This window comes from Trinickia soli (genome assembly GCF_002879855.1).
GTDB classification, from domain to species: Bacteria; Pseudomonadota; Gammaproteobacteria; order Burkholderiales; family Burkholderiaceae; genus Trinickia; species Trinickia soli.
On record NZ_PNYB01000007.1, the window covers coordinates 223,881 to 242,362 of the forward strand.

At 64.4% G+C, this 18,482-nt stretch carries 19 protein-coding genes; 14 read left to right on the forward strand and 5 right to left on the reverse strand.

Going from position 1 to position 18,482, the window contains the following annotated elements; genetic code table 11:
• The first annotated feature begins 43 nt into the window (after positions 1 to 43).
• From C0Z19_RS10745 to ptsP, 6 genes are all read left to right on the forward strand, one after another.
• Positions 44 to 1,495, forward strand: a complete 1,452-nt coding sequence (locus C0Z19_RS10745) for an ammonium transporter (RefSeq protein ID WP_102609794.1) — start codon at positions 44 to 46, stop codon at positions 1,493 to 1,495.
• A gap of 333 nt (positions 1,496 to 1,828) precedes the next feature.
• A complete protein-coding gene (gene gshA, locus C0Z19_RS10750) occupies positions 1,829 to 3,118 on the forward strand; it encodes a glutamate--cysteine ligase (protein ID WP_102609795.1) in 1,290 nt (429 codons plus the stop codon).
• A 93-nt stretch (positions 3,119 to 3,211) separates the two neighbouring features.
• On the forward strand, positions 3,212 to 4,168 hold the full coding sequence (gene gshB / locus C0Z19_RS10755) for a glutathione synthase (protein WP_102609796.1): 957 nt from the start codon (positions 3,212 to 3,214) through the stop codon (positions 4,166 to 4,168).
• Positions 4,169 to 4,509: 341 nt separating this feature from the next.
• Positions 4,510 to 5,076, forward strand: coding sequence for a PTS sugar transporter subunit IIA (locus C0Z19_RS10760; RefSeq protein WP_102609797.1), 567 nt, complete (start codon positions 4,510 to 4,512; stop codon positions 5,074 to 5,076).
• A gap of 37 nt (positions 5,077 to 5,113) precedes the next feature.
• Entirely contained in the window at positions 5,114 to 5,383 is a 270-nt protein-coding gene (locus C0Z19_RS10765; protein WP_102609798.1) for an HPr family phosphocarrier protein, read from the forward strand.
• A 297-nt stretch (positions 5,384 to 5,680) separates the two neighbouring features.
• The gene (gene ptsP, locus C0Z19_RS10770; RefSeq protein WP_102609856.1) at positions 5,681 to 7,435 is read left to right on the forward strand and encodes a phosphoenolpyruvate--protein phosphotransferase; all 1,755 of its coding nucleotides are present in this window, start codon (positions 5,681 to 5,683) and stop codon (positions 7,433 to 7,435) included.
• On the opposite strand, the gene C0Z19_RS10775 is transcribed toward ptsP, so the two are convergent.
• The 3 genes from C0Z19_RS10775 to gpmA form a co-directional block, all read right to left on the reverse strand.
• The gene (locus C0Z19_RS10775) at positions 7,412 to 8,185 is read right to left on the reverse strand and encodes a HesA/MoeB/ThiF family protein (RefSeq protein ID WP_102609799.1); all 774 of its coding nucleotides are present in this window, start codon (positions 8,183 to 8,185) and stop codon (positions 7,412 to 7,414) included. The genes ptsP and C0Z19_RS10775 overlap by 24 nt on opposite strands.
• 117 nt (positions 8,186 to 8,302) lie before the next feature.
• A complete protein-coding gene (locus tag C0Z19_RS10780; protein WP_102609800.1) occupies positions 8,303 to 9,856 on the reverse strand; it encodes a S41 family peptidase in 1,554 nt (517 codons plus the stop codon).
• A gap of 155 nt (positions 9,857 to 10,011) precedes the next feature.
• Positions 10,012 to 10,758, reverse strand: a complete 747-nt coding sequence (gpmA, locus tag C0Z19_RS10785) for a 2,3-diphosphoglycerate-dependent phosphoglycerate mutase (protein ID WP_102609801.1) — start codon at positions 10,756 to 10,758, stop codon at positions 10,012 to 10,014.
• 135 nt (positions 10,759 to 10,893) lie between these two features.
• On the opposite strand from gpmA, the gene C0Z19_RS10790 reads away from it, so the two are divergent.
• The 5 genes from C0Z19_RS10790 to C0Z19_RS10810 all read left to right on the forward strand — a co-directional run bounded on the left by C0Z19_RS10790 (position 10,894) and on the right by C0Z19_RS10810 (position 13,833).
• On the forward strand, positions 10,894 to 11,304 hold the full coding sequence (locus C0Z19_RS10790) for a rhodanese-like domain-containing protein (RefSeq protein ID WP_102609802.1): 411 nt from the start codon (positions 10,894 to 10,896) through the stop codon (positions 11,302 to 11,304).
• Positions 11,305 to 11,316: 12 nt separating this feature from the next.
• Positions 11,317 to 11,577 (forward strand): glutaredoxin 3, encoded by a 261-nt coding sequence (gene grxC / locus C0Z19_RS10795; RefSeq protein WP_102609803.1) that lies wholly within the window; start codon positions 11,317 to 11,319, stop codon positions 11,575 to 11,577.
• Between the two features lie 159 nt (positions 11,578 to 11,736).
• Complete coding sequence (gene secB, locus C0Z19_RS10800; RefSeq protein WP_102609804.1) at positions 11,737 to 12,213, forward strand: protein-export chaperone SecB; 477 nt, start codon at positions 11,737 to 11,739, stop codon at positions 12,211 to 12,213.
• 22 nt (positions 12,214 to 12,235) lie between these two features.
• Complete coding sequence (locus C0Z19_RS10805) at positions 12,236 to 13,264, forward strand: NAD(P)H-dependent glycerol-3-phosphate dehydrogenase (protein ID WP_102609805.1); 1,029 nt, start codon at positions 12,236 to 12,238, stop codon at positions 13,262 to 13,264.
• A 14-nt stretch (positions 13,265 to 13,278) separates the two neighbouring features.
• Positions 13,279 to 13,833, forward strand: a complete 555-nt coding sequence (locus C0Z19_RS10810) for an O-acetyl-ADP-ribose deacetylase (protein WP_233196085.1) — start codon at positions 13,279 to 13,281, stop codon at positions 13,831 to 13,833.
• Here the strand turns inward: C0Z19_RS10810 and trmL are convergent.
• Positions 13,806 to 14,276 carry a tRNA (uridine(34)/cytosine(34)/5-carboxymethylaminomethyluridine(34)-2'-O)-methyltransferase TrmL gene (gene trmL / locus C0Z19_RS10815; RefSeq protein ID WP_102609807.1) on the reverse strand — a complete coding sequence of 157 codons (471 nt, stop codon included), beginning with the start codon at positions 14,274 to 14,276 and terminating at the stop codon, positions 13,806 to 13,808. The two genes, C0Z19_RS10810 and trmL, sit on opposite strands and share 28 nt — an antisense overlap.
• A 19-nt stretch (positions 14,277 to 14,295) precedes the next feature.
• The gene (locus tag C0Z19_RS10820; RefSeq protein ID WP_146012040.1) at positions 14,296 to 15,150 is read right to left on the reverse strand and encodes a ComF family protein; all 855 of its coding nucleotides are present in this window, start codon (positions 15,148 to 15,150) and stop codon (positions 14,296 to 14,298) included.
• A gap of 69 nt (positions 15,151 to 15,219) precedes the next feature.
• Between C0Z19_RS10820 and C0Z19_RS10825 the strand changes: the two genes are divergently transcribed.
• The 3 genes from C0Z19_RS10825 to coxB all read left to right on the forward strand — a co-directional run bounded on the left by C0Z19_RS10825 (position 15,220) and on the right by coxB (position 18,453).
• Positions 15,220 to 16,209 carry a methyltransferase domain-containing protein gene (locus C0Z19_RS10825; protein WP_102609808.1) on the forward strand — a complete coding sequence of 330 codons (990 nt, stop codon included), beginning with the start codon at positions 15,220 to 15,222 and terminating at the stop codon, positions 16,207 to 16,209.
• Between the two features lie 332 nt (positions 16,210 to 16,541).
• A complete protein-coding gene (locus C0Z19_RS10830; protein WP_102609809.1) occupies positions 16,542 to 17,018 on the forward strand; it encodes a DUF2244 domain-containing protein in 477 nt (158 codons plus the stop codon).
• Positions 17,019 to 17,082: 64 nt separating this feature from the next.
• Positions 17,083 to 18,453, forward strand: a complete 1,371-nt coding sequence (coxB, locus tag C0Z19_RS10835) for a cytochrome c oxidase subunit II (protein WP_233196086.1) — start codon at positions 17,083 to 17,085, stop codon at positions 18,451 to 18,453.
• Positions 18,454 to 18,482 lie beyond the last annotated feature (29 nt).

Consider the following 18,482-nt stretch of genomic DNA (forward strand, 5'->3'; position numbering starts at 1 on the left):
TATTCGAAGATTCGAAGACATAGCGACATAGAGGAAACCGAAGATGCGCAAACTACTGATGTCATTGGCGATGGCTGCCTCGCTGCTTGCGGGCGGCGTCGGAGCCGCATTCGCCGACGACGCTTCGTCAGCCCCGGCGGCCGCTACGGCCGCCTCCACACCCGCCGCCGCGGCTCAAGCGAGCGCAGCTTCGGCCGCCGCCGCGCCGGACGCATCGGCAGCCGCCGCTGCCGCCGCGCCGGCCGCACCGACCGCCCCGTTCTCGGTCGATTCGTCGAAGATCAATTCCGGCGACACGGCCTGGATGCTGACCTCGACCGCGCTCGTGCTGTTCATGACGATTCCTGGCCTCGCGCTGTTCTATGGCGGCATGGTCCGCAAGAAGAACGTGCTGGCCACGGTGATGCAAAGCTTCGCGATCACCTGCGTCGTCACGGTGCTTTGGACCGTGATCGGCTATAGCCTCGCCTTCACGCCGGGCAATGCGTTCATCGGCGGCTTCTCGCGGGTGCTGCTTGCCGGAATGAGCTATATCAAGGGCGACAAGGCCACGACCCTGACGGTGAGCCACCTTGCACCGACGATCCCCGAGACGGTCTACTTCGTCTATCAGATGACGTTCGCGATCATCACGCCCGCGCTGATCACGGGCGCCTTCGCGGATCGCATGAAATTCTCGGCGATGCTCGTGTTCATGTCGTTGTGGTCGCTGATCGTCTACTCGCCGATCGCCCACATGGTCTGGGAACCGACGGGCTGGCTCTTCTCCGCCGGCATTCTCGATTTCGCGGGCGGCACGGTCGTTCATATCAACGCCGGTATCGCCGGTCTGGTGTGCGCACTGGTGCTCGGCAAGCGCGTCGGCTACGGTCGCGAGGCGATGGCTCCGCACAACCTCGTGCTGACGCTGATGGGCGCGGCGATGTTGTGGGTGGGCTGGTTCGGCTTCAACGCAGGTTCGGCCGTCGCGGCCGATGGCCGCGCGGGTTTCGCCATGCTGACGACGCAAGTGGCCACGGCCTGCGCGGCGCTCGGCTGGATGTTTGTCGAATGGATCGCCAAGGGTAAGCCGTCGGCACTCGGCATCGCATCGGGCGCCGTCGCCGGACTCGTGGCGATCACGCCGGCTTCGGGCTTTGTCGGCGTGGGCGGCTCGCTCGCGATCGGCTTCATCGCTGGTGCTGTCTGCTTCTGGTCGGCCACGTGGCTCAAGATGAAGCTCGGCTATGACGATTCGCTCGATTGCTTCGGCGTGCATGGCGTGGGCGGCATCATCGGCGCGCTGTTGACGGGCGTCTTCGCCGTGAAGGACATCGGCGGGGCCGACGGCAGCCTGATTCTGCAGGCCAAGGGCGTGCTCACGACGGTCATCTACAGCGGCGTGATCAGCTACGTCCTGCTCAAGGTCATCGATCTCGTGATCGGCCTGCGCGTGGCCGAAGAAGAAGAGCGCGAAGGGCTCGACGTCGTGCTGCACGGCGAGCACGTCGAATAATCGCCGGACTGCGGGCGCGCCGTTGCGGTCGACGCCCGCGGCCGCCCGTCGGACAAAAAACGTAGCACAGCGACTTTCCCCGCCTCTCGGCGGGGTTTTTTCCAGGTAGGCCGTTCAAGCCGGCTGCCGTCTCCGACCCTACGCTCTATCGGGTCAATAGAAATCGCCGCAAGCGGATGCTCTTGCGATCGGCGAAACCATCCCCAACTCGATAGCCCGGCCCGGCGATGACCGGCGCTGAGTGGCGTTCAATTGCGCCGCGACCGAGAGTGCAAGGCCGGAACGCGGGCAATTGCTCTACAATCTTTTTCTCCCCTGTCGATCGAGTATTCAATGGTTCCGCACCTAGTTACGGCGTTAAACGGTCCTCTGCTCGATTTGGAGCGGAAGATTCTCGATGCCACGCCGGCGATCGAGCGGTGGTTCCGGCTCGAATGGCAGGAGCACACGCCGCCTTTCTATTGTTCGGTCGACTTGCGCAATGCGGGCTTCAAGCTCGCGCCGGTCGACACGAACCTGTTTCCCGGCGGCTTCAACAATCTGCCGAACGAAGTCTTGCCGCTGGCCGTTCAGGCGGCGATGGCGTCGATCGAGAAGATCTGCCCGGATGCGAAGAACCTCCTCGTGATTCCCGAGCGGCATACCCGCAACGCCTTCTATCTGGAGAACGTCGCGCGTCTGGCCATGATCATGCGTCAGGCCGGTTTGAACGTTCGCTTCGGCACGCTCGATGAAAACATCGTCGGCCCCGTCACGATTGCGCTGGCGGACGGGCAAAAGATCGTCCTCGAACCGCTCGAGCGCACGCCGCGACGGCTTGGCCTGAAGAACTTCGATCCCTGCTCGATTCTGCTCAATACGGATTTGTCAGGGGGTTTGCCGCCCGTGCTCGAAAATCTGCACGAGCAGTACGTGTTGCCGCCGCTCCATGCGGGCTGGGCCGTGCGGCGCAAGTCGACGCACTTTTCGTGCTATGACGATGTCGCCAAGAAGTTCGCCAAGCTCGTCGAGATCGATCCGTGGATGGTCAATCCGTACTTCGCGCACGTCGAAGACGTCGACTTCGAGGCGCGCACCGGCGAAGAGGCGCTGGCCGAAGCGATCGATGCCGTCATCAAGAAAATCGCACGCAAATATCGCGAGTACGGTATCGGCGAGAAACCGTATGTCGTCATCAAGTCCGATGCGGGCACCGACGGCCGTGGCGTCATGACCGTGCACGATGCATCCGAAGTGGCGAATCTGACGAAGGGCGAGCGCTCGCGCATGTCGGCCACCAAGGATGGGCTGCAAGTGCATGATGTCATCGTGCAAGAGGGCGTCTATACGTTCGAGCGGATCGGCGAAGAAGTGGCCGAACCCGTCGTCTACATGATCGATCGTTACGTGGTGGGCGGCTTCTATCGCGTCCACGGCAGCCGCGAGCGCGATCAGAACCTGAACGCGCCCGGCATGCATTTCGTGCCGCTCGGCTTCGAGCACACGGCTTTGCCGGATGCGCATGCCAAGCCCGGCGCGGCGCCGCCGAACCGCTTTTATATGTACGGCGTCGTCGCGCGGCTGGCGCTGCTGGCCGCGTCGGTCGAACTCGAGAAGACGGACCCCGAAGCGATTCAGGTCTGATTCGCTTCGCGAAGCTGCGCGTTCGGGCAGCCGGACGCGCGACGTCACGCATTCAACGCACACAGGAGCCCGCACGCGGGCCGCAGGGGTTTCATGGATATTCTTTTCATCGCCGATCCGCTTGCGCACTTCAAGATCTACAAGGATTCGACTTACGCGATGATGGCGGAAGCCGCGCGCCGCGGGCACGTCATCTACACGTGCGAGCCGAAGCACCTGGCGTGGGTGTCGGCCCGCGTCGAAGCGACGGTGCGCCGCGTCGACATCGTCGGCGACACGGCTGACTTGCGGCGTCATCCGTGGCACGAGAGCGGTCCACACGAACATCGGAAGATGACATCGTTCGGCGCGATCATCATGCGCAAGGATCCGCCGTTCGACATGGAGTACGTGACGTCGACCTGGCTCCTGGAACTGGCGGAGCGCGAGGGTGCGCGCGTGTTCAACAAGCCGCAGACGATCCGCGACCATTCGGAGAAGCTCGCGATCGGCGAATTCGCGCAGTTCGTTGCGCCGACGCTGGTCACGCGCGATGCGGCCCGGCTGCGTGCGTTCCACGCCGAGCACGGCGACGTGATCCTCAAGCCGCTCGACGGCATGGGTGGAATGGGCGTGTTCCGCGTCACGCGCGATGGCATGAATCTCGGCTCGATCATCGAAGTGCTGAGCCACGATGGGGCGCGCTCGGTGATGGCGCAAAAGTTCATCCCCGAAATCGCTGCCGGCGACAAGCGCATCTTGCTGATCGGCGGCAAGAGCGTGCCGTATTCGCTTGCCCGGATTCCGCAAGGCGGCGAAGTGCGGGGCAATCTGGCGGCGGGTGGGCTTGGCGTCGCGCAGCCGCTCAGTGCGCGCGACCGCGAAATCGCCGATACGCTTGCGCCGGTGCTCGCAGCGCGTGGCCTGCTGCTGGTCGGCCTGGATGTGATCGGCGACTGGCTGACCGAAGTCAACGTGACGAGCCCCACTTGCTTTCGCGAAATCATGGAGCAGACGGGCTTCGACGTGGCGGGAATGTTCGTCGACGCCCTCGAGCAGGCGGTCGCCTGATCGATCAGCGCGTCGCAAGGCGGGGCAATCGGGGGAAAACCGGCCTGCTACAATGGCCGTCTCCTGATACGGATCGCCTGCAGGGTGCGAGGGTGCGCGCGATGCGGGCCACGCCGCCGTGTCGGCAGCCGCCCCGGCCCCGTGCCCGGCCCTCGCGGCGCTTTTCGGTGCAGATGATATGAAAGACCCCCAAACCCGCTCCGCTTGTCGCCCCGAAAGGGGGACGCCGTCCGCTCTGGGCGGCCCGGCGCGCAGTGATACGAATCGACCTCCGAAGTTCGTCCCGCTTGCTGCTCCGAGCAAGCGGGCGGTTCCGGCGGGCTTGCGCGGCGCTTATTGACATGGCCGGCATCCTGATCATCGCGCACGCGCCGCTCGCTTCGGCGTTGCGAGACTGCGTCGCGCATATTTACGGCGGATTGCCTGCACGGATCGGCGCGATCGATGTACTGCCCGACAGCGATCCGTCCGAAATCGTCGCGCTCGCTCACAGCGAAATCGAACGCCTGCGCGAGGAAAACGGCGCGCTCGTGTTGACCGACATGTTTGGCGCGACACCCGCCAATATCGCGAGCCGGCTTTCTGCACTGCCGGGCGTGCGCGTATTGGCCGGCGTCAATTTGCCGATGCTCGTGCGAGGCGTGTGCTATCGCGCCTGCGAACTCGACACGCTGGTCGAAAAGGCGCTCGCGGGCGCCACCAAGGGCATCCACGCGATCGGGCCGCTGGTTGCACCGGCACCTCCGGTTGGAAAAAGTGCCGACGAGCCCGAATGCGTGTCGCCGGGGGTGCCGATCGTGCCGCCGGCTGGCAGCGCCACTGCCCCGACCGGCTCCAGTGCAAGCGATGCGGCGAGTGCGTCGGCCAATGCGCCGAATTCGTCGAATGCGAGCGGCACGGTCAACTGATACGGATTTTTCTTTCTTCGCCTCTCAGGACGAGCACATGCTTCAAAAAGAAACGACAATCGTCAACAAGTTGGGTTTGCATGCACGTGCGTCGGCCAAGCTGACGCAGCTCGCCGCGAATTATCAATCGGAAATATGGATGACCCGGAACGGGCGTCGTATCAATGCCAAAAGCATCATGGGCGTCATGATGTTGGCAGCCGGGATTGGCAGCACCGTCACAATCGAGACCGAGGGTCCCGACGAACAAGATGCGATGGACGCACTGCTCAAGCTGATCGCCGATAAGTTCGGCGAGGGTCAATAAGCGGCCGATGGCTGATGCGCCGGTTGCGGCGTATCTCCCGATTCGATTGCGCGCCGCGGTTTGCCGCGGCGTTTTTATTCGACGCGCGCCGTTGTACATGACGAATGTCCCGCCCAGGCTGCCTATAACGCGAGCGTGACGCACGCATTTCAATTGCGAAGAAACCGCGTATGCGTGCGCGCTTTGCTGCACCGCACGCAGTCAGCAGAGGGTAGTGGAATTTATAATGTCCAATTGGCGTCAAATGCGCATTGCGGCGGTATTGCCCGCGGCATCACATAACTCGAGGAGGTGCCCGTGTCGTTTTCGCTGCATGGTATTCCGGTGTCACGCGGCATCGCGATCGGACGAGCCTATCTCATCGCGCCTGCAGCGCTCGACGTCGACCATTACCTCGTAGACCCGCCGCAGATCGAAGGCGAGATCGAGCGGTTTCGCGTTGCGCTGATCGCCGTCCAGAACGAGCTCGATCGCTTGAGCGAGGATCTCTCGGCCGACGCGCCCAGCGAAGTCGGCGCGTTCATCAACGTCCATTCGATGATTCTGAAGGACGCGATGCTGATCCAGGAGACGATGGATCTCATCCGCACGCGGCGATACAACGTCGAATGGGCGCTGACCGAACAGCTGGAGCGGCTCGCGCGTCACTTCGACGACATCGAGGACGAGTACCTGCGCGAGCGCAAAGCCGATGTGCAACAAGTGGTCGAGCGGATCCTGAAGGCGCTGGCGGGCGCGCCCTCGGCGGCGGCGCTCATTGATGGCGCCAATGGGCGTTCGGCCGACGACATGATCGTCGTCGCGCACGACATCTCGCCGGCCGACATGCTTCAGTTCAAGACGCAAACGTTCCAAGGTTTCGTGACCGACCTGGGCGGGCGCACTTCGCATACGGCGATCGTTGCGCGCAGCCTCGGCATTCCCGCGGCAGTGGGCGTGCAGCACGCCAGCGCGCTGATTCGCCAGGACGATCTCATCATCGTCGACGGCGATCGCGGCATCGTCATCGTCGATCCGGCGCCGATCGTCCTGGAAGAGTATTCGTATCGCCAAAGCGAAAAGCTGCTCGAGCAAAAGAAGCTGCAGCGCCTGAAGTTCACGCCGACGCAAACGCTGTGCGGCACGAAGATCTCGCTGCTGGCGAACATCGAACTGCCCGACGATGCGCGCACGGCCGTCGAGGCAGGCGCTGTCGGCGTGGGATTGTTCCGCACCGAGTTCTTGTTCATGAATCACAAGGACCGGCTGCCAGAGGAAGAGGAGCAGTTCGAAGCATACAAACGTGCGGTTGAATTGATGGGCGGCTTGCCCGTGACGATTCGCACGATCGATGTCGGCGCGGACAAACCGCTCGATTCGATCGGCGTCGAAGGCTATGAAAGTGCGCCGAATCCGGCGCTCGGTTTGCGGGCGATCCGCTGGAGCCTGTCCGAGCCGCAGATGTTCCTCACGCAGTTGCGTGCGATTCTGCGTGCCTCGGCATTCGGGCAGGTGCGTATTCTCGTGCCGATGCTCGCGCATGCGCAGGAGATCGATCAGACGCTCGATCTGATCCGCGAGGCCAAGCGTCAGCTCGACGACGCGGGCATGGCGTACGATCCGGGCGTGCGCGTCGGCGCGATGATCGAGATTCCGGCTGCCGCGATCGCGTTGCCGCTATTCCTGAAGCGCGTCGATTTCTTGTCGATCGGCACGAACGATCTGATCCAGTACACGCTCGCGATCGACCGCGCGGACAACGCAGTGGCGCATTTGTACGATCCGCTGCACCCGGCCGTGCTGCATTTGATCGCTTTCACGCTACGGGAAGCCAAGCGTGCGGGCGTGCCCGCGTCGGTTTGCGGCGAAATGGCCGGCGACCCGCAACTCACGCGGTTGTTGCTCGGCATGGGGCTGACCGAGTTTTCAATGCATCCGAGCCAATTGCTCGTGGTGAAGCAGGAAATCTTGCGGGCGAACCTGCCGGCGCTCGAGAAGCCGGCTGCCGATGTGCTGGCGGCGTTCGAGCCGGAAGAAGTGCAGGCGGCGCTAAGGTGTCTCGCTCAAGCCTGAGCCGCCGCTGCCACAGACGGGGCAATCGCTCTGACGGGCGATTTTCATCGTCGTCCATTCCATCCGTAGCGAATCGAGCATCATGAGCCTGCCCGTCAGGGGCTGGCCGATGCCGCCGATCACGCGCAGCGCCTCGGCCGCCTGCATCGTGCCGATGATGCCGACCGTCGGCGCGAAGACGCCCATCATCGAGCAGGCCACTTCCTCGAACGGTTGATCCTCGGGGAATACGCAGGCGTAGCAGGGTGAGCTCGCATCGCGGAAGTCGAACGTGCTGATCTGGCCGTCAAAGCGAAGCGCGGCCCCCGATACGAGCGGTATCCCATGCTTGACGCAGGCGCGATTGATCGCATGGCGCGTCGCGAAGTTGTCGGTGCAGTCGAGCACGACGGTGGCGGCGGGGACGTTCGCATCGAGCCAGGCATCGTCGACGCGCGCATCGACGGCCTGCACGCGCACGTCGGGATTGAGCCGCGCAATCGCGTCGCGTCCCGAGTCCACCTTCTTGCGGCCCACGGAAGCCGTCACGTGCAGAATCTGCCGCTGCAGGTTCGTCAGATCGACCGAATCGGCGTCGACGAGCGTCAACGTTCCGACGCCGGCCGCCGCGAGATACATGGCAGCCGGCGAGCCCAGGCCACCGGCTCCGATCACGATCGCATGCGCATCGAGAAAGCGCTGCTGCGCTTCGATGCCGATCTCATCGACGAGGATGTGGCGGGAATAGCGAAGGAGTTGATCGTCGTTCATAGCGGCGCGCGGGGAAAAAGGCTGAGAGCGTGGCGCCGGTGAGGCCGCGGCTTCGAGCGCCGCCCCCTTCGTGCCGTCAAGCGCGCAAAGGGGGCGGAACGAAAGCTGCCGGCGGTATTACTTGCTCGGCGCCGCGGCCGGAGCAGACGCACCCGGAGCAGGCACGGCCGGCTTGACGGCGACAGGCGCCGACGCCGAGACCTGCGGCTTGTTCTCCGCGAGCTTGCGCTCCGTCACGGATTTCGACAACTGCACGGGCTTGCCTTCGAGCTTGTTCACGGCTTGCTGAAGCATGAAATCGTCGGCCGAGCCGAACTCGATCGGCTTGCGCTCGCGATCCTTGGCGCGCTGCTCGGGCGTCTTCTTGGCGTTTTCCTCTTCGAGTTGCTGAAGCTGCTGCATGCGATCCTTGTCGCGCTGCTCTTGCTCCTTCTTCTCGTTCGGATCCTGCGTGTTCGCCAGGTGATTCGAGTAATCGACCTCGCGCGTGACGAGCGCGTCGTCCGGGTCGCCTTCGGCGTATTGATCGACCGGGACGTCAGGGCGAATGCCCTTGTTTTGGATCGACCGGCCGCTCGGCGTGTAGTAGTAGGCCGTGGTCAAGCGCAGCGCCGTGTCCGAGGTCAGCGGACGCACCGTCTGCACCGAGCCCTTGCCGAACGTCGTCTTGCCCATGATCAGCGCGCGGTGCTGGTCTTGCAGCGCACCTGCAACGATTTCCGAGGCCGACGCGGAGTAGGCGTTCGTCAGCACGATCATCGGCACCGACTTGTAGACGGCCGGCAGATTCTTCAGGGGATCGGAATCGAACGACGGCAGACGGTAATTATCGTAAGTATCGCGATAAATCTGCTTCGAATCGGGGATCTGGCCGTTCGTCGAAACAACGACCGAATTGGCCGGCAGGAACGCGCCGGCGACGCCTACGGCGCTTTGCAGCAAGCCGCCGCCGTTGTTGCGCAGATCGAGCACGAAGCCCTTCAGGTTCGGCTGCTCGCGGGCGATGTCCTCGAGTTTGGCCGCCAGATCGGGGACCGTGCGCTCCTGGAAGCTCGTGATCCGCACATAGGCGTAGCCCGGGGCAAGCACCTTCGTCTTCACGCTCTGCACGCGGATGATGGCGCGCGTGACGGTGACCGGGAACGTGCGATCGTCGCTCTTGCGGAAGATCGTGAGCGTGACTTTCGTGCCCGGCTCGCCGCGCATCTGCTTGACGGCCTGGTCGAGCGTCATGCCTCGCACGGGCTTGTCGTTGATGCGGGTGATGAGATCGCCGGGGCGCAGGCCGGCACGGAACGCCGGGGTGTCTTCGATCGGCGAGATGACTTTGATCAGGCCGTCTTCCTGCGAGATCTCGATCCCCAGGCCCGCGAACCGACCCTTGGTCTGCTCCTGCAGTTCCTGGTAGTCGGTCTTGTCGAGGTACGACGAGTGCGGATCGAGGCTCGATACCATGCCCTTGATCGCCTCGGTCAGCAGCTTCTTGTCGTCGACCGGCACCACATAGTCGTGCTTGATCTGCCCGAAGACTTCGGCGAAGAGGCGCAACTGATCGAGCGGCAGCGGCGTCGTCGCTTGTTGTTGCGCTGCGGCGGAAAATTGCAGCGTCGCGAAGACGCCGGTGGCGAGGCCAGCGGCGATCAAGCCGATGTTCTTGAGTTTCGTGCGCATAGAGTCTGGTGCGATCGGGAAACGTGTAAGCGAGGGGTGAGCGCCAAGGGCGAAGGACGGTCAAGTATAACTGCTCGACCGGTAGTGCGCGGTGAGCGCTGCCGGCGTGGTCGTTATTCGACCGCCGCCGGCCCGATCGGTTCGCGCGGCCTCGGTCAGCCGGCTTTGCCCTGCTTGGCGACGGCCGCTTGCGCCTTCGCGATCGCTTCCTGGTCGCCGAGGTAATAGTGCTGGATCGGTTTCAGATTCTCGTCGAGCTCATAGACGAGCGGTATGCCGTTCGGGATGTTCAGGCCGACGATATCGCTGTCCGAGATGCCGTCCAGATACTTGATCAACGCGCGCAGCGAATTGCCGTGCGCCGCGATCAGCACCTTTTTTCCGCCCTTGAGGGCCGGAGCGATCGATTCGTTCCAGACCGGCAACACGCGCGCCACCGTGTCCTTCAGGCATTCGGTCAGCGGCAGCTCGGCGCGCGGCACCTTCGCATAGCGCGGATCGTCGAAGGATGCGCGCGGATCGGTTGCTTCGAGCGCCGGCGGCGGCGTGTCGTAGCTGCGGCGCCAGATCAGCACCTGCTCGTCGCCGTATCTGGCTGCCGTTTCGGCCTTGTTCAACCCGGCGAGCGCGCCGTAGTGGCGTTCGTTCAGGCGCCACGAGTGGACGACGGGGATGTACATCAGATCCATCTGGTCCTGCACGTGCCAGAGCGTGCGGATCGCGCGCTTGAGCACCGACGTGTAGGCGATATCGAACGTGTAGCCGGCTTCTTTCAGCAGCAGGCCGGCTTGGCTGGCCTCGCGGTTTCCTTGCTCGGTCAGGTCGACGTCGACCCAGCCGGTGAAGCGGTTTTCCTTGTTCCACGTCGATTCGCCGTGGCGGATGAGAACGAGCTTGTGCATGAGATTGTCGGTCGGTAGTGAGGAAGCGCAGCGCGTTTCGGCAGCCCGCCCGACGAGGGGAGCGCCATCGCGACAGACGGTTATTTTATAATGGTCAGATTGCCTGATTAATTTTCTTCTCTTTTCGACGATACCGTGACGTTCTTTACCGATTACACCAACCTCGTGCTACTGGCCGCGCTCCTGATCTCCGGCGCGCTATTACTGTGGCCGTTGATCGCCGGGCGCGGGCGCGGCGGCTTGTCCGCTGCCGAAGCGACGCAGCTCATCAACCGCCGCAACGCCGTCGTCGTCGATCTGCGCGGCGCCCCCGAATACGCGGCCGGCCACCTGCCGGCAGCCCGTCACCTCGCGCTCGACGAGCTCCAGGCAAAAATCGGCCAAATCGCGAAGAATAAGGCTACGCCGGTATTGCTCGTGTGCCAGACGGGCCTGCAGTCGAACAAGGCGACGCGCATCGTCGAGGCGGCGGGCTATACCGAAGTCCACGTGCTGCAAGGCGGCTTGAACGCCTGGCAGCAGGCCGGCATGCCGGTCGTCAAGTAAAGGAGTACAAGAGTGAATCCGGTCGTGATGTACAGCACGCAAGTGTGTCCGTATTGCCAGATGGCCGAGCGCCTGTTGAAGTCGCGCGGCGTTCCGCACATCGAAAAGATCCTGATCGACAAAGATCCGGCCCGGCGCGAGGAGATGATGACGCGCACGGGGCGTCGCACGGTGCCGCAAGTGTTCATCGGCGATACACACGTCGGCGGGTACGACGACCTTTCGGCGCTCGACCGCGCCGGCGGCCTGATGCCGCTGCTCGGCCAGGCGTGAGCGGGCGGCAGGTCGCACCGCCGGTCTCTTGATGCAGCAGCTTTAAGCACCGCTTCACGGTTTTGCAAATTGCGCGCTCGAGCTGCGGTTCGGGCGCCATCCGTACGCAGGCGGCTGGATTGCCTTTCGCCGCGGCACATTTTATCCATCGGAGTCACCATGTCGGACCAGAACAACCAGCCGTTCTTCAACATTCAGCGCGTCTACCTCAAGGATCTCTCGCTCGAGCAACCCAACTCGCCGGCGATCTTCCTCGAGCAGGACATGCCCTCGGTCGAAGTCGAAGTTGACGTGAAGGCCGAACGTCTTGCCGAAAGCATTTTCGAGATCCTGGTGACGGGTACGGTTACCGCCAAAGTCAGCGATAAAGTCGCGTTCCTGATCGAAGCGAAGCAAGCCGGTATCTTCGACATCCGCAACATCCCCGCCGAGCAGATCGACCCGCTCGTCGGCATCGCCTGCCCGACCATCCTGTTCCCGTATCTGCGCTCGAACATCGCCGATGCGATCACGCGTGCCGGCTTCCCGCCGATCCATCTGGCCGAGATCAATTTCCAGGCGCTCTACGAGCAGCGTCTTGCGCAACTGAGCTCGCAACAGCAAGGCGGCGAGGCGGCCAACGCCACGCAGCACTGAGCGAACGGTGGCGGCGTCGGCCATGAAAGTTGCAGTACTCGGGGCTGGAGCGTGGGGCACCGCGCTCGCGGCGCATCTGGCCGCCCGGCATGACACGGTGCTTTGGGCGCGCGACGCCGCGCTCGTCGCCGAGCTCGCCGCCAAGCGCGAGAATACCCACTATCTCGCGGGCGTTTCATTGCCCGCGACGCTCGAATACGAAGCGGGCTTGCAGACCGCGCTCGCGCATGCGGCCGACGAGGCTTCTCTGGTCGTCGTCGCCACGCCCGTCGCCGGACTGCGTGCGCTGTGCCGCGCGATGAGAGACGAGGCGCATTGCGTGCCGGCGCATTTCGTCTGGGTCTGCAAAGGATTCGAAGCGGATACGCAGTTGCTCCCGCACCAGGTCGTGGCGAGCGAACTGGCCGGCCATCCGAGCAACGGCGCGTTGTCCGGGCCGAGCTTCGCGCGCGAGGTCGCGTCGGGGCTGCCCGTCGCGCTGACGGTCGCGAGCGCGTCGGCCGCCTGTCGCGAGCGCACGCTGGCCGCGTTCCATCATGGCGCGATGCGCATCTATACGGGCGACGACGTCATCGGCGTCGAAGTCGGCGGCGCGGTGAAGAATGTGCTTGCGATCGCAACGGGCATCGCCGACGGTCTGGCGCTCGGCATGAACGCACGAGCGGCGCTGATCACGCGCGGGCTTGCCGAAATGTCGCGGCTCGGCGTGGCGCTCGGCGGTCGTCCCGAGACCTTCACGGGCCTGACGGGCCTGGGCGATCTCATCCTGACGGCGACCGGCGATTTGTCGCGCAATCGCACGGTTGGGCTGCAGCTTGCGCAGGGTCGCACGCTCGAGGCGATTCTCGCGGCGCTCGGCCATGTCGCCGAAGGCGTGCGCTGCGCGAGGGCCGTGTTGGCGATCGCACAAGCGCACGGTGTCGATATGCCGATTACCGAGGCGGTATGCTCGGTGCTGTTCAACGGCGTCGCGCCTCGCGCCGCCGTCGATGCGCTGCTGCGCCGCGACGCGCGGGCCGAGTCGGCTCAGGCGAAGCCGCCCGCGGTCTGAACGGGAGGGGTGCCATGTCCGTGCTGATGCTGGGTGCATGCCGGTTGGAGGCGTGCGAGGCCGACATCACGACGCTTGCGGTCGACGCGATCGTCAATGCCGCCAATACTTCGTTGCTCGGCGGCGGTGGGGTGGACGGTGCGATTCATCGCGCGGCCGGTCCTGACCTGCTTCGCGAATGCGAAACGCTCGGCGGGTGTGCGACCGGCGACGCGAAACTCACGCGCGGCTATCGCTTGCCGGCGCGATACGTCATTCATGCCGTCGGCCCTGTCTGGCGCGGCGGCGCTCACGCCGAGGCCGCGCTGCTCGCATCGTGCTACCGCCGATCGCTGGAACTCGCGGGCGCGGCGCAGTGCGCGAGCATCGCTTTTCCCGCTATCAGTTGCGGCATCTATCGCTTTCCGGCAGAGCAAGCGGTGCGCATCGCAATCGACACCGTTGTCGATTCATTGCCGCTGGCTCCGAAAGTGACACGCATCGTTTTCGCTTGTTTCGGCGAACCGATGCTGCGTCTGTATGCCGAGGAACTCGCGCGCCGTCAGGCGCCGCCTTCGAAACCCGCCTGACGCCACGCCTCGAACACGACGACGGCCACCGTATTGGACAGATTCATACTGCGGTTGCCAGGGCGCATCGGCAAACGTACGCGCTGCTCGTTTGGAAAGCGATCGAGCAGGGCGGCCGGCAGCCCGCGCGTTTCGGCGCCGAAGACGAACCAATCGCCGGGCGAGAACTGCAAATCGTGAAAGCGTCCCGATCCACGCGTCGTGAACGCAAACATCCTGGCGGGGTGGGGCGCTTCCGCGGCAAGCAGGGCGTCCCAGTCCTTATGCACGCGCATTTGCGCATATTCGTGATAGTCGAGGCCGGCGCGGCGCATCTTCGCATCGTCGAGCGGAAATCCGAGCGGCTCGACCAGATGGAGCCGTGCGCCTGTGTTGGCGCATAGGCGGATGACATTGCCTGTGTTCGGCGGTATTTCGGGTTCGACGAGAACGATGTTGAACATGATGGTGACGGAGCGAAGATCAATCTTGTGGCGTGCGCAGCGCGACGAAACACGTCACGCGCCGGGCGCCCGCCGCCTTTAGTGTGCGCGCGGCAGCTTCGAGCGTCGCGCCGGACGTCATGACGTCGTCGACGAGCCCCACGTGCAGCCCGCGTACGGGCAAAGACACGCCGAAGGCCGCCGCGACGTTGCGCCTGCGGGCCTCGCGGTCGAGCCGCGATTGCTGCGCCGTATCGGCGACGCGCCGCATCAGCGTCGGTTCGGCCGCCACACCGAGCGTGCACGCGAGAGGCCGCGCGATCTCCCATGCCTGGTTGAACCCGCGCGCGACGAGCCGTGCGTGCGCGAGCGGCATCGGCGTGATGACGTCGGGTCGTGGCGCGCAGGCCGGGTGATCGTCGGCGAGACGCGCGAGCCGTTTGCCGAACGCACGCGCGACGGCCAGTCGCGAATGAAACTTGAGCCCAAGCGCGAGACGGTCGAGCGGCGGACGGTAATCGGCCAAGGCGAGCGTGGCGTCGAACGGCGGCGGCACGCGTGCGCAGCTTGGACATACGAATCGCGCGGACGACGGGCGCCGCGCACGCAGGGCAGCCAGCGGCAGTGCGCAGGACGTGCAACGCAACCGTGGCTCGTTCCAGTAAGCCGTGTCGCACGCTGGACAGAAGGGGCCTTGCGGCAATTGGTCGCCAGAGGACTGGCAACGCAAGCCGCACAGCAGGCATTTGCGCGGCAGCGCGATGCCGGCGATGCGTTGCGCGATCGGCTCCACGCGCGCGCCCGCGCTGCGAAGGCGCTCGCGCAGGCCGGCGCGCGGGGCGTTACACGCGCCCGAGCCGGCATCTTGCAACGACGAGGCCGATGCGTGCTTCATGGACGGCTCCTTCGCTGGACGGATCGAAGCGAGCGAGTATACTTCGGGCTCTTCGCTTGTTCGACCGTCATGTCTCCCAACCCCGCAAAGTCTGGCCGTCCGGCCTACGATTCCCGACTTGTGCGGCAAATTTTCGACCGCCGCGCCGCGACCTTTGGCGAGGTGGCGTTTTTGCCGCGCGAGATCGCACAACGCATGCGCGAGCGGCTCGAATATATCAAGGTCAGTCCGTCGAGCATGCTCGACGCAGGGTGCGGCGTCGGCGACGACCTGCCCATGCTGCGCGAGCGCTTTCCCGAAACGCCGCTCGTCGGCGTCGATGTGTCGTCCCGGATGCTCGTGCGTGCGTTGCCGCAGGCGACGGGCGATGCAGGCTGGCGGCGCCTCCTGCCGGCCGCGCTGCAGCGTTCGCTCGGCGTACGGGGGCCGCGCCTTGCGCAGGCCGATTTTGCGGCGTTGCCGTTTGCGGCCGGCGCGTTCGATCTGATCTGGTCGAATCTGGCTTTGCACTGGCATTCGCGGCCCGATCTCGTCCTGCCCGAGTGGCAGCGCGTGCTTCAGCCCAACGGTCTGTTGATGTTCAGCACGCTCGGCCCCGACACGCTGCGCGAGCTGCGCGGCGCCTACGCCGAAGTCGAGGTGGCGCATGGATTGCCCGCAGGTGCGCACGTCATCGATTTCGTCGATATGCACGACCTGGGCGATATGCTGGTCGAAAGCGGCTTCGAAATCCCCGTGATGGACCAGGAAACCTTGACGATCACGTACAAATCGCCCGAATCGCTTCTTGCGGATGTGCGGCGCTGGGGCGCCTATCCGCACCGGCGAGATGACGTAGCCGGCGCGGGCGGTCTGAGCGGCGCACTGGCGACGACGCGCGCGCGGCGCTTGCATGCGGCGCTGCGCGAGGCGCTGGAAGCGCGACGGCGCGACGACGGCACGATCCCGCTGACCTTCGAGGTGATCTACGGCCATGCGTGGAAAGCGGTTCCGCGCACGACCGCCGACGGGCATGCGATCGTGCGGGTGGAAGATATCGGGCGGCGGCGGCCCGGCTGAGGCGGCGGGCGGGGCGGAAACGGCTCCCTCGTGCAGAGCGATGAGCCGTTGGGCGTTCAGCGTCGCAAAAATCGCGGGCTGCGACGCTTTGTCGCGGATCGTAAAGTCCCGATCCGTTATGGTCGAAATCAGTGAGCGAGAGGACGCGCAAAAGCCGGCCTGAAAGCGCGCAAACGCTTGTCACGCTTGGCTTTTGGGCCGATAGTCGTTTGCTTGTGGATGCCATTGAACGCGCCTATAATGCGTCAGTTTGTCGCCCGGAGATCCCCACGTCACGGGGCGACAGGCCCTGAAATGCGCGTTGCGGGTCGCGGCATGCGCGGGAGGCGGCGATGGAAGCGGCAACCCTGCAGACGGATGCGGAGCCGGCCATTCGAGATTGGCTGATGAAGCGTAATTGCTCGGTTTCGCCTCGGCAGTTCGTTTTGTTCTATGCGTCTTTGGCCTTGTTTTCGTCGGCCATCGCGTTGTCGCTGTTCGTGCGCGGCGCGTGGCCGGTAGTACCGTTCACCGGCATCGAATTGCTGGTGGTAGGCGTCGCGTTTGTGATTCATGCGCGCCATGCGATCGATTACGAGCACATTCGGCTCTTTCCGAATCGGCTTGTCATCGAGCAAATGAGCGGGCAGCGGTTGACGCAGTTCGAATTCAATCCGCGTTGGGTGCGGGTCGAGCAAGGTGCGTCGCCGCGCGATCCGGTCAAGGTCGTGTCGCGCGGGCAGGCGGTCGTGGTCGGCGTGCATCTCGCGCAGTACCGGCGCGCGTCGTTCGCGAGCGAGTTGCGGGCGGCGCTTGGCGCGTGCGGTTGATGCATGCAAATGATGCGTGCAATGGATGCGAACCGGCGGGACGTCAAGCGGGGCGAGGGTTTGAGTGGAAATTTTGGGTAAGGAAGCTATGAAAACAATCAAGCGAGCCCTCATGGGCGTGCTGGCGTCGTGCGGGCTGCTCAGCGCGCATGCCGCCTTGGCAGTCGGCGATAGTCCGGGCGGCCCTGCCGTCAACGAGATCAATTTCCAGCCGCCCGTGACGAAAATCGCTGAAGAGCTCTATCACCTGCACATGATGATGCTGCTCCTGTGCACGGTGATTTTCGTCGGCGTCTTCGGCGTGATGTTCTATTCGATCTTCAAGCATCGCAAGTCGAAGGGGCACAAGGCCGCCAATTTCCATGAAAGCACCACGGTCGAAATCATCTGGACGATCGTGCCGTTCGTCATCGTCGTGCTGATGGCGCTGCCGGCGACGAAGACGGTCGTGGCCATGAAGGACACCAGCAATGCCGACTTGACGATCAAGGTCACGGGCTACCAGTGGAAATGGGGCTACGACTACGTCAAAGGTCCGGGCGAAGGCATCAACTTCTTCTCGACGCTCACGACGCCCCGCACGGAAGTGAACGGCCAGGCGCCGATCTCCGATACGTACCTGCAGGAAGTCGACAACCCGCTCGTCGTGCCGGTCGGCAAGAAAATCCGCATCATCACCACGGCCAACGACGTCGTCCACTCCTGGTACGTGCCCGCATTCGGCGTCAAGCAGGACGCGATTCCGGGCTTCGTCCGCGACACGTGGTTCAAGGCCGAAAAGACGGGCACCTTCCGCGGCTTCTGCACCGAGCTGTGCGGCAAGGAGCACGCGTTCATGCCGGTGGTCGTGACGGTGTTGTCGGATGACGACTACGCCAAGTGGGTCGATGACCAAAAGAAGAAGATGGCGAACCAGAACGACGATCCGAACAAGACCTACACGATGGCCGAACTGATGCAGCGCGGCGGCGAGGTCTACAAGTCGAATTGCGCCGTCTGCCACCAGCCGACGGGCAAGGGCGCGGGTGTATTCCCGGCGCTCGACGGGAGCAAGATCGTCAACGGTCCGATCGCGAACCACGTGAGCATCGTGCTGAACGGCAAGAACGCGATGCCGACCTGGGGCAAGACGCTCAACGACGTCGAAATCGCCTCGGTCATCACGTTCGAGCGCAATTCGTGGGGCAACCACACGGGCGATATCCTGCAGCCGCGGCAAGTCGCCGACGCCCGCAACGGCAAAATGCCCGAGGGTGGCGATCACCTGTCGGGCGCTGCGGCTCCGGCCGCTGCCAGCGGCGCGGCAGCCGCCAGCGGCGCCGCAGCGGCAAGCGGTCCGACGGCCTCGCTCGACGCCCCGCGCGCCATAGTGGCCAGCCGGGTGGGTAAGCATCAACCGGAAGCGGTCGCTGCCCGCTCGCTGCCTGCGGCTTGACGTGTCGCCGCACTATTTGCTCTAGGAGA